Origin of the sequence: Chitinophaga sp. 22620, from assembly GCF_052044405.1 — a bacterium.
GTDB lineage: Bacteria > Bacteroidota > Bacteroidia > Chitinophagales > Chitinophagaceae > Chitinophaga.
The window spans coordinates 1,041,326-1,053,125 of record NZ_JBQEMV010000002.1 but is presented as its reverse complement, the minus strand read 5'-3'; the positions used below and the strand labels follow the sequence as shown (position 1 = coordinate 1,053,125).

Here is an 11,800-nt window from a genome sequence, read left to right as displayed (position 1 = left end):
CCAGGTGGGTGGGGCGACGAAGCAATCCTTTTGCCCGGTCAGGATGCGGCCGGCCCGCCGTCTTTCCGCTCCTCTTCCGCTGTGGCAGCCGTTTCCGGCCCTTCGGGTTCAGCTTTGGGAGCAGGCATGATCCAGCCGTCTTCCAGCTCGTCCTTCCTCCTGCGCCCGGTGATCCAGCGCCAGACGGCCGCGCCGGCGGCAATGAGCCCCAGCACGATGAATTTCCCGAATTTCACAATCACCGCGAAAAAGCCGGCTTTGGCCAGCACCTTACCAGCTACCAGCCCGCCTATGCTCCAGGCGGCCACTTCGTCCACATCCGGATCGAAATCCGCATAGCTATCGCCCTGCTCAAAGGTGGCCGAGGCAATGATAGCCGGGACATGCTGCCGGATAGCCGGCAGGTCGTTCATGGTGCCGATGGCATTCATGATCAGCACCCCTTTCCGGCCCAGTATCCTTACGTTATAATTCAGGGTATGGTCTTCGGCTTCCCCGAACTTCAACTCCTTGGCCCAGTGAAGGGTCTTTTTTGTTTTATCATAATATGGCGGCGCAGCCCAGCCGATGAACTCGATCGGCTCGTACCCGTTCTTGATCCGCTCGGGGTTCGCTTCACGGATATCTTTCTGTTGTTCCTTCAGCAGGTCGTCATAATCTATCTTGTCCGCATCTTCATCTTTTACGTAACCGATAGCATCGAACCAGACGTTGAAGATCCAGCAGGCCTCGTCCATAGGCCCGAGGGAATCGGGCACCAGTGAACCAAGCGTATGCATTTCAGGGTTTCCCCAGATATCTTCCAGCAGGCGGTGGCTCTGCTTTTCGTCCAGGAAGCGGAAACCTTTGGGAACAGTCAGCACGGCGCCGTTACCCAGCCTGATAGTGCCGGTCTGGTAAGTAAACGTTGCATTCACGGAATCTGCATAGACTTTAAAACGGGCTTCGGCCTCTTCTTCAGAGAGTTCTTCTTCGGGCGCTTCGGCAACCCGCGGGCCGCTGGAATCCAGCTTCTGGGCATGGGCGGACAGGCATAAGGCCAGCGCGCAAACAATTAGTCGGATTGTTTTTTTCATGATATAGGGAGGTTTGTATGGAGAGGTTGTTAGTCGAACTTCAGCTTATCCAGCACTTCGAGCAACAATTCCTGCATTTTTTCGAACACGATGCGTTCTTCTTTACGGATGTGCGCTTCCAGGTTGCAGGCCAGTGTATCCATGTCCGTTACCAGGTCTTTACTGTCCACCAGCGCGCTGTACATGCCTGAAATAATGCGGTGTTCATCCAGCAGTTCGTCCAGCATGGCATCCATCTCGGGGGAGAAGCCGCGGCATTGCTCAAACAGGTGGTCTTCTTTCTGGATATGCGGCACCATTACTTCCTGGAATACCTTTACCATGTAATCCATCTTGGCGCTGGTTTCCAGCGGGTAGCCCTCGTACGGGGCCGCATCCTTTTTCAGGTACCTGCACACAAAAAGCAGGCTTTTATGTTCGTGCGAAAGTGGAATCAAATTCTGATGACGCTGCATCTATGCGGTTTTAGGCGTATTCGTTTTGCGGGCGTACCAGATCAGCACAGCCCCTCCTATCACCAGCAGGCTGGCGATCAGCTCCGCCTGGGTGGGATGGAAGCCCAAGATATCATATTTTGTATTTACCCGTATCTTTTCCACGAAGAAACGCTCTACCCCATTGAGTATCAGATATATGCCGAAGATCACCCCGGGCGTGGTCACCTTTTTGCGGATGGCCATGAGCACTACGAAGAACAGGCCGCAAACGACGATCTCATATAAAGGCGTGGGAAAAACGCCTACGGGCAAAGCGCTGCAATACTCTCCGCTGCAGCCCTGCAGCTGAACGCCGTCGTTCACCACGTTGTGCGGGTAGCTGTATGCAATAAAATAATCGGGGAGCCAGCTGAGAGAGGCCGGCTTCTCGAAGCTGCGGTGCGGCACGTTCTCCAGGCTGCCGAACTGCCTGGTAAAATAATCCGCGTTCTTTTGAATGATCTCCTGGTACTGGGCCGGCGCTATTTTCACCACTTTGCCGGTAGCCGCGTCTGTAGCATAGGCGCTGTTATTGATGCCCCAGTCGCCATCGCCGGAAAACTGGCAGCCCATGCGGCCGATGGCGTAAGCCAGCATCAATGCAGGGCCGGCGCTGTCTATCAGGTGCTTCCAGTTGATGCCTTTTTTATGGGCGTAACGGATAATAACATACGCCGCCAGGATCAGGCCGCCGTAAAAGGTAAGGCCGCTGGCGGAAAAAAGGGAACCCCAGGGATCGCTGACGAATTCGCCCCAGTTCTCCAGGTTGTGGAATATCTTGGCGCCTATCAAACCAGCCACTGCGGCCATAATGGTAAAGTCGGGCACGCGCTGGTGCGGGTACACCATCACTTTCTCCTCCCTGGGTTTGGGCAGCGCTTTCTTTTTCTTTGTATAATATTTATAATACCCCATGGCCGCGGCCACAAGCAGGCCGCCAATGAAGCTGCCCTGGGCAGACAGCAGGTAGTCGCGCAGCTCTCCCCCGGCGTTGCCGAAAAAAAGCCCGAGTATCTTATAGCCAAGGATAAAACCGATCACCGCGTTGATGAGGATATCCCCCATGGAAGCGGGTTTACCGACTGTAATTGTTTCCGGCACCGGGTGAAGCAACCCGAGCTTTTCGCGCCTGCGCAATTCTGAGGTCAACACGTAAGCCGCTGCCAGGAAGGCCAGCGCCACAAAAAAACCAAACGTCTGCAATACTTTCAGAAATGGGATCTCGATCCCGAACAAATCCTTAAAAGCGTAATACAAGTTAGGATACATAGGCAAAAAAAATGGTGATCTGTTTTCCTATGAACAAAGCCGAATTGAGTCAGTCGGAAAATCAAACCACCAAGTTACATTTCAAATATGAATTAACCATTACGAATTTAAAAACACCATCCGTAACCGTTATCCATATTTATTAACAGTATTCGTCGAAAGCAGCCAGCAGGTTGGTTGCGATCATCTGGGCCGAACGCCCTTCGATCATATGGCGCTCAATAAAGTGAACCAGCTGGCCATCCTTAAAGAGTGCGATAGACGGGGAAGAAGGCGGGTACGGCATCAGGTGCGTACGGATCTGCTGCACGGCAGCGGAATCGAAGCCGGCGAAGCTGGTCGTCAGCCTGTCCGGTTTCTTTTCACTGGCAGCTACCGCCATCAGCACACCGGGGCGCGCGGTACCGGCAGAGCAGCCGCATACGGAGTTGATCACCACCAGGGTAGTACCGCTTTCCTTTAATACGTCATCCACCTTTGCAGGCGTCAGCAATTCTTCAAATCCATTATCTGTTAATTCTGCCTTCATCGGCATCACGAGTTCCGCAGGGTACATAACTATATGTTTTTTGCAAAGTTAATAATATATCGACATACTTCAATGGATATCGAATTTTGACAATTTGTCTTGAAATTAAACAATATTTTGACAACTTGTCATTAAAATATGCCCAGTTTCTGCTGATTTTACTGTTTCCCGGCATTGGTATCCCGTTTGATCTATACCCTGCGTAACCGAAAAAAATGGTTTAACTCAAAAAATAATAAACACTATGACACTCGTAAAATTTAATCATCAGCCGGTTAAGACCTTTAGCAGCCTTGTAGACGATATTTTCAACGGCAAATTCATTAACCGCGATTTTGTTAGCTCCGACTTCTTCGGCAGCCACACCCCGGTGAACATCACCGAAACCAAAGATGCTTACGTGCTCGACGTGGTAGCGCCCGGCCTGGCCAGGGAAGACTTCAAGATCAAGCTGGACGCGCAGACGCTGACCATCAGCGCAGAAAAGAAAGCTGAGCAGAAAGAAGAAACCGACAAACACATCCGCCGCGAATACAGCTTCCGCTCCTTCTCCCGCTCCTTTAACCTGGACGAGAATGTGGATGCTGAAAAGATCAACGCGAAATACGATAACGGCGTCCTGAAACTGACCCTGCCTAAAAAAGAGGCAAAACAGGAAACCGTAAAAGAAATTACAGTTGCATAAGGGTTAGGAATAGTTGCGATTTGACATTCGAATTTCAACATTACGGAGCTGCTCTTTCAAGAGCGGCTCCTTTTTTTATGCGCCTAAATTACCACTAACGTTGAATGGCCGGCATGCAGGATGGAAGTACCTTGTTCAACGAACCATATAAAGCTCCCCCCGGATATGTCGGCCACGATCAGCAGCATACGGCGCCTCTCGAACACCCTCTACAGCATCGCTGAAACATGGGTAACGGGCAGGCTTATACGCAATACGTCCTGCCCTTACGAGCAGGCCCGTATCAAAATGCTGTTCGATTACCTGTTCTTCTACAGCCTGGTGCTGCTGCCCATCCTGGGGGCGGTCGTTTACCAGCACGACTGGCCCAACGCCTTCGTCACCGTTTCTTTCATATCCATCTTCGTGTTATGCGCGGCCCTGATGGCTTCCGGCGTAAATCTTGCCATAGCCGGCACCGTAGCCGCGCTGAACACCCTGGTGATACCTATGCTCAGTTCTTTCACCAACGACCTGGACGTATCCCCCATTTATGCCATACCCTGGATGATGGCCTGCCTGCTGGGTTTCTTCGTGATCAACCTGCGGGCGGCCCTTGGGCTGAGCTCGATGCTCTTCCTGTACCTGGGGCTGGTGGCGCTGATCAAGATCAATCACATCCCGGTATTGCTGCCTCCTACCTACTCAGCGATGGACAAATACGTGGCCACCCCTTTCCTGATGGCGGGGTACATGGTCGTTTGCCTGCGGGTCTGGGGAGTATATTACCTGAATATCACCCGTTTGGAACAGAAAACCCGGCTGGAGCAGCAGCAGCAGTTCACCGCCATGATCAATCAAAAGCTGACCAAACAGTTCCTGCTGGTGAAGGGGCTCTCCCGCTCCGGCAAAACGGAGAACATGGAAGGCAACACCGAGATGCTGGACGCCTGCTTCTCCGAGATCGAAAAACAATGCGATACCGCCATCCAGTACCTGGACGGGGCGCGGCCTGAATAACCTACTCCACGCACTTTTCCTTTCTTCTTGTATCCACCAGGTAGATGATCTTCCACCCGCCTTCCGGGCTTTTGAATAACTGGAAAGAATTGACCCCGCAATGGGAGAACTTTTCGTTGAGATAGAACTGGTAGGGCGTCCAGACGCTGGCAAGGGGGCCATCCACTAAAACTTTGCTAAACGAGATCCGCTCATCCCACACGTCCGTGTGAGGCGAGCCTACAGCTGTTAGAAATTTTTCAAAGGAGGCGGTCACCAGTTTAAGGGTGCCGTCTTTAGTGGTCAAAGCAGTTTGCATGACCACGTTTTCCGAGAACACAGCCTTTACCATCGCGCTATCCCCGCGCTTCATCCCCTCAAATAGTTGACGAATGGCACTTTTTACGGCTTCTTCCTCTGAATGCTGCGCTGCCGCAGGGCGGGAACATATAACTAATAATATAAACGGGATAAGTTTAAAGTATTTCATAATTGATTGATCGCCTTAATTTAATATTATCAGGTATGGAATAAAAATGTGTGCAACGCATTTTGTGTAAAAAAGTTGTTAAAAGATACAACTAAGAGGTATTTGCAATCGGATTCCTTCGGACTAATTTTGAACTGAGCAATAAATCGTAACCTATTGCCCGATACCTTGAGATTTTCCTTTTTCCTTATGCCATGAATTGTTCGATTTTCCTTGTACCTGGAATTTCCGTTTATTCCCTTGCTATGAATGTTGGATCGATCTATCCTATGAAATTATAGGCTCTCCCCCTGGAGAGCCTATTCAATTATGTGATAGTCAGGTATTCCGTAAAACGAAAGGCGGAAAGAGAAACATATCGGGTTATCCTTTACTTAAATTACGGAACTGCCGCGGGAATACCGGCCGTTTTGGGACGAACGGTTGCATCGGGTTATAGCCGCCATAAAACAGGAAACCCTCCGGAGAACCGGAGGGTTTTTAAGTGGATTACTAACCCATTTTTTTAATAACCCAAAATTTTCAACATGCTCTGGGAGGTTTGCTCCTTGGCATATAACCAGTCTTTTAATTGTCCGTTCTTGTCGTACCCCACGATCACGTGCTTGGGGGAAGGTATCAGGCAGTGCTTGATGCCTCCGTACCCGCTCAGTTGATCCTGGTAGGCGCCCGTGTGGAAGAACCCGATATAAAGGGGCTCCCCGTTGGTCAGCTTCGGGAGGAACACCGCGTTGATGTGCTCTTCCGAAGTGTAGAAATCATACCCGTCGCAGGTAAGCCCACCAAGGTGCACTTCCTGGTACTCCTGGTCCCATTTGTTGATGGGCAGCATCAGGAATTTTTCGCCGATGCCCCAGGTGTCTGGCAGCGTGGTAATGAAAGAACTGTCTATCATATACCAGGCCTCACGGTCGTTCTGCTGTTTTTCACCCAGTACGCTGTAGATCACTGCGCCGCTCTCTCCCACTGTAAACGACCCGAATTCCGTATAAATGTCCGGCACGGGCACTTTGTTCTTTTTACAAACGCTCTTGATGTTGGCCACGATCTCGTTCACGATGTAAGCGTAATCGTAGTCGAACCCGAGGGAGTGTTTGATCGGGAAGCCGCCGCCGAGGTTGATGCTCTCCAGTTCGGGAGCGATCTTCTTCAGCTGGCAGTAGAGGTTCAACACTTTATTGAACTGGCTCCAGTAAAATATATCGTCCTTGATCCCCTTGTTCATAAAGAAGTGGAGCATTTTCAGCTCGAACTTCGGGTTACCCTTCAGCTTGTCCACGTAAAACTCGAGGATGTCGCGGGGGGCAACGCCCAAACGGGAGGTATAAAAGTCAAACGTCGGTTCCTCTTCTGCCGCGATGCGGATACCCAGCTTAAGGGGCTCCTTGGTGCGCACCAGCTTGGAATAGTCGTCCAGCTCCTCTTTATTGTCCAGCACCGGTATCACATTGGTAAAACCGCTGTTCACCAGTTTGGCGATGCTCCGGGTATAAGTTTTGGTCTTATAGCCGTTGCAGATAATGAACCTGTCCTTCGTGATCTTTTTCCTTTCGTACAGCTTATTGATGATGTCAATATCGTAGGCAAAAGAAGTTTCGATATGCACGTCGTGCTTCAGGGTCTCCTCCATTATAAAGGAGAAGTGCGAACTTTTGGTGCAATAACAATAATAATAATTGCCATCGTACCGGTTCTTTTTGATCGCATCCTGGAACATCTTTTTAGCCCTGTTCACCTGCATCCCGATCTTGGGGAGGTAGGTCAGCTTAAAAGGCGTCCCGTATTTATCGATCAGGGCCCGGATATCCAACCCGTTAAATATAAGGTTGTTCTCCTTCACTTCGAACCCCTCCTGGGGGAACTCGAAGGTTTGGTTAACGAGGTCCGTGTAGGTGTTGTTCATTTAACGCTGTGAATGAATTTTTGAGTTAGTAATTAAACTTAAATAAACTACAGTATAAATGAGCTGGAAACTTCTGGTTTATACACCTACGTAAGTCGTTTGACCAGCAAAATCGGATGCAAATCTACTATTTTGTTCCAATGGAAATCCAAAAATTTTCCCCCTTTTTTATGAAAGGTGGAAAATCAATTCATTTAATTGAATATTAATAAATTACGATTATCACCTGCTATTAAAATTTCAAACACAGAGTACATTTCTCCCTCATATATAACAGCGTGACGGGAATATTACAATGGCTTCAGAATCATTTTAATAGTTCCAGTCCCCTTTTTCCTTCACAGAATAACAGATCGAGGATGCTAAGGTTCGGGAAAAAGCCGGTTCTTTCTCCAAATACCTGGGTATAAACCGGCGCGCTGTCCGGCAGCCCGCCAGGCACCATGTGATCCCTTTTATCGATGATGCCCTCGGCCGGATCGTAGGTTTTCCGGAACGAATCCGTGAGCCGGATCTCCGGATGGACGCCCAGGGCATTGTTGGCCCACTCCAGGCAGGCCATGTTCCAGTCCAGCAGGAATTCAAAACGCTGCTCATATAAATTCTCCAGCTCTGGTTCAAAATATTCGAACCAGGGGGAACGGCGGTAAGCGGAAGTGAGGGTCTTCCAATGGAGGGCCTGCCAGTTTTCCTCATTGCTGATCCGAACATCCTTCATCACCGTCCGCTGATTTTTTCCCTTCGACAGGGGGACGCTTAAAAGTATCACGCCGTTCGGTCCGGCGATGTAACAACGGTTCCTGAAACTCACCTTCTGGTAGTGTTCATATCTCTCAATTTGTAATATTTCAGCCTCAATTAAAGTTTTATAAAAATAAATTGATGGAAAATATTGACTTTCAATCAATAATGTTTTGAATCGTTGTACTTCTGTCATATAGTCACAATTGAACTTTTATATTTGCAAAATCGATGGAAAACAGTTGCTTAAACTTTAATGTTAAGTTGCTGTTGTAACTGCATAATTTATTGAAATGCAGTCCATAGAATGATATTAAATATGCTATTTACTTTAGTAAAATGCTGTTTGAAGCAGAATTTTAAAAGTCAACAAAAATACTAAAGTTCTTAGTCCGAAAAAGAGTTGATTTTGACAGATTTTTATTTGAAGTAAAATTTGAAGTAGGAGGTCCGCTCCCAGCCTTCCGGAAAAGAATCTTTAACGTAATGTTTAGAGGGAGTTTCGTAGGTTTGATGAAATTCTTAATCAGCAGTTCATGAAACGGTTTCAATGGTGCCTTATAGTGTTGGTCATCTGGGGAGGGCTCAGCTCCTGCGATAAAATGAAGGACCTGGAATTTCTCCGGATAGCCAGCTTCGATTTTGAGAACCTGAGCTTTTCAAAAAGCACCGTTAAAATGGAGCTCGCTTATTTTAACCCGAACAATTTTTCCCTCCGGCTCAAAGACGCGGAGTTCGATGTTTTCCTGGACGACACCAAAGTCGGCCACTCCCTGCAAGACACCCTGATCGACATCCCGGCCAGGGATACTTTTTATTTCCCGGTGAAACTGGAGGTGGAAATGGGCAACGTTTTCAAGAATGTGCTCGGGGCCCTTGGCAATAAAGAAGTGACGATAAAAGCGGCCGGAAACTGCAAAGTGGGCAAAAAAGGCGTCTTCCTTCCCTTCCCGATCCGTTGCGAAACGAAGCAGAAACTGGATTTTTTCTGATCGGGGCATAATCTCTTTTTCCTCTCATCCCTGATTTCGATAACGCGGAGATTGGCATTATTCACCTAATTCCATTGAAATGTCAGACCATAACGATCCATCGGGCCAGGAAGCCCGGCAAGCCATTCTCGCCAATATTGAAAAGTTCGGATGCCACCTGGTGCAGATCGAAACAGACGGTTATCTGCCCGGGTTCGTTTACACCATCGGTCTTTTTAAGGAGTTCGGCCACCCGGAAATTATCTGTTTTGGCTTAAAACCGGCAGTGATGGCCTCCATTCTCAACCACGCCTGTGATCTCGTAAAAAAAGGGGAAAACCTCACGATAAACAGACCGTATACCGGTTTTTTGCAGGGTTTTGAAATACAATTCCTGGAAGTGGATAAAGCTTATTATCCCGACTATGTGGGTTATGCAGGTTGGTTCTATGATATGACCTTCGATTTTCCCCTCCTGCAATTAATATGGCCCGACAAGCAGCAGCATTTCCCCTGGGAACCGGGATTCAACCCGGACTGGAAATTCAAGCAGCCTTTGCTGGACAGGAACATGGATTTCAAATTCTTTGAGGAAAGGAATACCACCGTTTTCACCACCGAACGGGCCCTGAAGGGCGATCCGGTACTGTATGTTTACCACGATGAGGACGGCGCCTGGCAGTTTCATACCACGCCCGCTCCCGCCGAAAAGGACATAAAGATCGTCGGCCTCGAAGAAATAACCCGGCTGGACCCCTCCTTGAATGAACTTTTTAACCTGCCATATGGCGCCCAGGCCTGGCGGGCTTCCAAGGGAGACGACTGGGAGTTTATTGAAGACGGAAACGATGATGAGGAGGAGGAGGAAGAGACATAACCGGCCCAACCTTCCGGGCACAAAAAAACCGCCCCGGAACCCGGAGCGGTCAAATATGTATCTTATTCTTTAATTCTTCTTCACCGGCCCTCCGCCGTCTTCAGGTTTCTTGCAGCACTTGGGCAGGGCATTGTAGGAATCCTCATTCGCCGTCACATCGTCCGCATCGTAACCCGCATTGGCAATGGAGGTCTTGATATTCTCGATATTCGTACGGTCGGTGTAATATTTTACGGTAGCTTCTTTCTTTTTAACGTCCACCACCATACTCTTTACCCCTTCTTCCTTCAGGAAATAACGCTGGATCCTGTCTTTGCACATATTGCACTGCACGGTCGGCACCTTGATCTTCGCCGTGGCAAGCGTCTGTTTGTTGGACTGGGCCATGGCAGCGCCTGCTCCGCACAACATGAACACCAGCATTAATTGAATGATACGCATAGCATGATTTTTATGTCTACAATATACAAATAAACGTAAATATATCCCGTTTATTTCCCCCATACATCCGGGGCGGAACGCCAGGCGTTCAGGGTATCCTGCTCTGCCGCGGATACCTGGCCTTTTTCCACCGCCAGCTCTATCAGGGCGCTGTAATTGCTCAGGGATTTGAAGGGTACGCCTGCCGCTTCGAACGCTTTTACCGCCACGTCGAAACCATAGTTGAAGATAGACACCATGCCGATCACTTCCCCGCCTGCCTCACGGATAGCCTGAACGGCTTCCAGGCTGCTTTTGCCTGTGGAGATCAGGTCTTCTATGACCACCACCGGCTGGCCGGGCTGCAATACGCCTTCTATCCGGTTGCCCATGCCGTGCTCTTTCGGCTTGGAGCGCACATAAATAAAGGGCAGCTTCAGCTGGTCAGCCACCATGGCGCCATGGGGAATACCCGCCGTAGCCACGCCCGCAATCACGGCAGCGTCCGGGAAAGATTCGAATACCATGTTGCACAGCTCCGATTTGATGTAATCGCGCACGTACGGGAAAGACAATACCTTGCGGTTATCGCAGTAGATCGGGGATTTCCAACCTGAAGCCCAGTTGAAGGGCCGGGCCGGGCTTAATTTCACGGCCTGGATCTGGAGCAGCTTTTCAGCCACCTGTTTTTCGCTGACATTATTCATAACGGGGGCAAAAGTACGATGAATAATGCAAAGGATTATTTTTGCAGCATGGAAACACCCGTTAATATATATATAAATGAAAAACCGCTGGTAATAGCCGGTTTACAACAACACCTCGCTCCCGCATTCACCACGGCCGCTACCCTTTTTTCCCCCTCCGACGAAGAAGTGGCCCAAACCATCCGCCTGCTGGAAAGAGGGGAACTGCCCATGGCCGTACTCCGCAGTCCGCACCCGGAAACGGTGATGGAACAGGTGAAAAGCCACTTTACGGAATTCGTGGCGGCCGGCGGGCTCATCACCAACGCAACCGGCGAGGTGCTGCTCATGTTCCGCCGCGGCAAGTGGGACATGCCCAAGGGCAAACAGGATGAAGGCGAAAGCCTCGAAGCCTGCGCCCTCCGTGAGGTACAGGAAGAAACCGGCCTTCAGAACATCAGGCTGGGGCACCTTATCACGGAAACCTGGCACTATTACTCCCTGAAAGAAAAGAGAATACTGAAGCACAGCTACTGGTACCGGATGTACTTTACGGGCACCGAGCTCACCGTTCCCCAGATCGAAGAAGACATTGTGGACATCCAGTGGATACGCCCCGATAACCTCGCCAAGTACATGCAATACTCTTACCAGAACATCGTTGATGTGGTGGCGAAAGCCGGATACAAACTATAACCT

At 49.6% G+C, this 11,800-nt stretch carries 14 protein-coding genes; 5 read left to right on the top strand and 9 right to left on the bottom strand.

Annotated elements, in window-relative coordinates; all coding sequences use genetic code 11:
- Positions 1-38: 38 nt before the first annotated feature.
- The 4 genes from ACTJIK_RS13985 to ACTJIK_RS13970 all read right to left on the bottom strand — a co-directional run bounded on the left by ACTJIK_RS13985 (position 39) and on the right by ACTJIK_RS13970 (position 3,377).
- On the bottom strand, positions 39-1,076 hold the full coding sequence (locus ACTJIK_RS13985; protein ID WP_440647065.1) for a DUF2167 domain-containing protein: 1,038 nt from the start codon (positions 1,074-1,076) through the stop codon (positions 39-41).
- Positions 1,077-1,105: 29 nt separating this feature from the next.
- On the bottom strand, positions 1,106-1,531 hold the full coding sequence (locus ACTJIK_RS13980) for a hemerythrin domain-containing protein (RefSeq protein WP_440647063.1): 426 nt from the start codon (positions 1,529-1,531) through the stop codon (positions 1,106-1,108).
- Positions 1,532-2,821, bottom strand: coding sequence for a prolipoprotein diacylglyceryl transferase (locus ACTJIK_RS13975; RefSeq protein ID WP_440647061.1), 1,290 nt, complete (start codon positions 2,819-2,821; stop codon positions 1,532-1,534).
- Between the two features lie 142 nt (positions 2,822-2,963).
- Positions 2,964-3,377 (bottom strand): BrxA/BrxB family bacilliredoxin, encoded by a 414-nt coding sequence (locus tag ACTJIK_RS13970; protein WP_346318269.1) that lies wholly within the window; start codon positions 3,375-3,377, stop codon positions 2,964-2,966.
- A 217-nt stretch (positions 3,378-3,594) separates the two neighbouring features.
- Between ACTJIK_RS13970 and ACTJIK_RS13965 the strand changes: the two genes are divergently transcribed.
- Entirely contained in the window at positions 3,595-4,035 is a 441-nt protein-coding gene (locus ACTJIK_RS13965; RefSeq protein ID WP_440647059.1) for an Hsp20/alpha crystallin family protein, read from the top strand.
- A gap of 165 nt (positions 4,036-4,200) precedes the next feature.
- Positions 4,201-5,034 carry a hypothetical protein gene (locus ACTJIK_RS13960; RefSeq protein WP_440647057.1) on the top strand — a complete coding sequence of 278 codons (834 nt, stop codon included), beginning with the start codon at positions 4,201-4,203 and terminating at the stop codon, positions 5,032-5,034.
- A 1-nt stretch (position 5,035) separates the two neighbouring features.
- Here the strand turns inward: ACTJIK_RS13960 and ACTJIK_RS13955 are convergent, their stop codons facing one another.
- From ACTJIK_RS13955 to ACTJIK_RS13945, 3 genes are all read right to left on the bottom strand, one after another.
- Positions 5,036-5,503, bottom strand: a complete 468-nt coding sequence (locus ACTJIK_RS13955) for a nuclear transport factor 2 family protein (protein WP_440647055.1) — start codon at positions 5,501-5,503, stop codon at positions 5,036-5,038.
- 505 nt (positions 5,504-6,008) lie between these two features.
- Positions 6,009-7,406, bottom strand: a complete 1,398-nt coding sequence (locus ACTJIK_RS13950; protein ID WP_440647053.1) for an arginine decarboxylase — start codon at positions 7,404-7,406, stop codon at positions 6,009-6,011.
- Positions 7,407-7,713: 307 nt separating this feature from the next.
- The gene (locus tag ACTJIK_RS13945) at positions 7,714-8,343 is read right to left on the bottom strand and encodes a WbqC family protein (RefSeq protein WP_440647051.1); all 630 of its coding nucleotides are present in this window, start codon (positions 8,341-8,343) and stop codon (positions 7,714-7,716) included.
- 340 nt (positions 8,344-8,683) lie between these two features.
- Here ACTJIK_RS13945 and ACTJIK_RS13940 point away from each other — a divergent pair, with 340 nt between their 5' ends.
- Both ACTJIK_RS13940 and ACTJIK_RS13935 read left to right on the top strand, forming a co-directional pair.
- On the top strand, positions 8,684-9,139 hold the full coding sequence (locus ACTJIK_RS13940) for an LEA type 2 family protein (RefSeq protein ID WP_440647049.1): 456 nt from the start codon (positions 8,684-8,686) through the stop codon (positions 9,137-9,139).
- Between the two features lie 79 nt (positions 9,140-9,218).
- A complete protein-coding gene (locus tag ACTJIK_RS13935; RefSeq protein ID WP_440647047.1) occupies positions 9,219-9,995 on the top strand; it encodes a DUF4262 domain-containing protein in 777 nt (258 codons plus the stop codon).
- Between the two features lie 69 nt (positions 9,996-10,064).
- Here the strand turns inward: ACTJIK_RS13935 and ACTJIK_RS13930 are convergent, their stop codons facing one another.
- Positions 10,065-10,436 (bottom strand): heavy-metal-associated domain-containing protein, encoded by a 372-nt coding sequence (locus ACTJIK_RS13930; protein ID WP_440647045.1) that lies wholly within the window; start codon positions 10,434-10,436, stop codon positions 10,065-10,067.
- Between the two features lie 50 nt (positions 10,437-10,486).
- A complete protein-coding gene (gene pyrE / locus ACTJIK_RS13925; RefSeq protein ID WP_440647043.1) occupies positions 10,487-11,122 on the bottom strand; it encodes an orotate phosphoribosyltransferase in 636 nt (211 codons plus the stop codon).
- Between the two features lie 48 nt (positions 11,123-11,170).
- Between pyrE and ACTJIK_RS13920 the strand changes: the two genes are divergently transcribed.
- Positions 11,171-11,797: an NUDIX hydrolase gene (locus tag ACTJIK_RS13920; protein WP_440647041.1), complete on the top strand. Its 627-nt coding sequence runs from the start codon at positions 11,171-11,173 to the stop codon at positions 11,795-11,797.
- Positions 11,798-11,800 lie beyond the last annotated feature (3 nt).

Excerpts from the sequence above, each read along its gene's own strand:
- ACTJIK_RS13930 (WP_440647045.1), bottom strand. The coding sequence starts at position 10,436 with ATGCGTATCATTCAATTAATGCTGGTGTTCATGTTGTGCGGAGCAGGC.
- ACTJIK_RS13945 (WP_440647051.1), bottom strand. The coding sequence starts at position 8,343 with ATGACAGAAGTACAACGATTCAAAACATTATTGATTGAAAGTCAATAT.
- pyrE (WP_440647043.1), bottom strand. The coding sequence starts at position 11,122 with ATGAATAATGTCAGCGAAAAACAGGTGGCTGAAAAGCTGCTCCAGATC.
- ACTJIK_RS13985 (WP_440647065.1), bottom strand. The coding sequence starts at position 1,076 with ATGAAAAAAACAATCCGACTAATTGTTTGCGCGCTGGCCTTATGCCTG.
- ACTJIK_RS13950 (WP_440647053.1), bottom strand. The coding sequence starts at position 7,406 with ATGAACAACACCTACACGGACCTCGTTAACCAAACCTTCGAGTTCCCC.
- ACTJIK_RS13965 (WP_440647059.1), top strand. The coding sequence starts at position 3,595 with ATGACACTCGTAAAATTTAATCATCAGCCGGTTAAGACCTTTAGCAGC.
- ACTJIK_RS13935 (WP_440647047.1), top strand. The coding sequence starts at position 9,219 with ATGTCAGACCATAACGATCCATCGGGCCAGGAAGCCCGGCAAGCCATT.
- ACTJIK_RS13970 (WP_346318269.1), bottom strand. The coding sequence starts at position 3,377 with ATGTACCCTGCGGAACTCGTGATGCCGATGAAGGCAGAATTAACAGAT.
- ACTJIK_RS13960 (WP_440647057.1), top strand. The coding sequence starts at position 4,201 with ATGTCGGCCACGATCAGCAGCATACGGCGCCTCTCGAACACCCTCTAC.
- ACTJIK_RS13920 (WP_440647041.1), top strand. The coding sequence starts at position 11,171 with ATGGAAACACCCGTTAATATATATATAAATGAAAAACCGCTGGTAATA.
- ACTJIK_RS13940 (WP_440647049.1), top strand. The coding sequence starts at position 8,684 with ATGAAACGGTTTCAATGGTGCCTTATAGTGTTGGTCATCTGGGGAGGG.
- ACTJIK_RS13975 (WP_440647061.1), bottom strand. The coding sequence starts at position 2,821 with ATGTATCCTAACTTGTATTACGCTTTTAAGGATTTGTTCGGGATCGAG.
- ACTJIK_RS13955 (WP_440647055.1), bottom strand. The coding sequence starts at position 5,503 with ATGAAATACTTTAAACTTATCCCGTTTATATTATTAGTTATATGTTCC.
- ACTJIK_RS13980 (WP_440647063.1), bottom strand. The coding sequence starts at position 1,531 with ATGCAGCGTCATCAGAATTTGATTCCACTTTCGCACGAACATAAAAGC.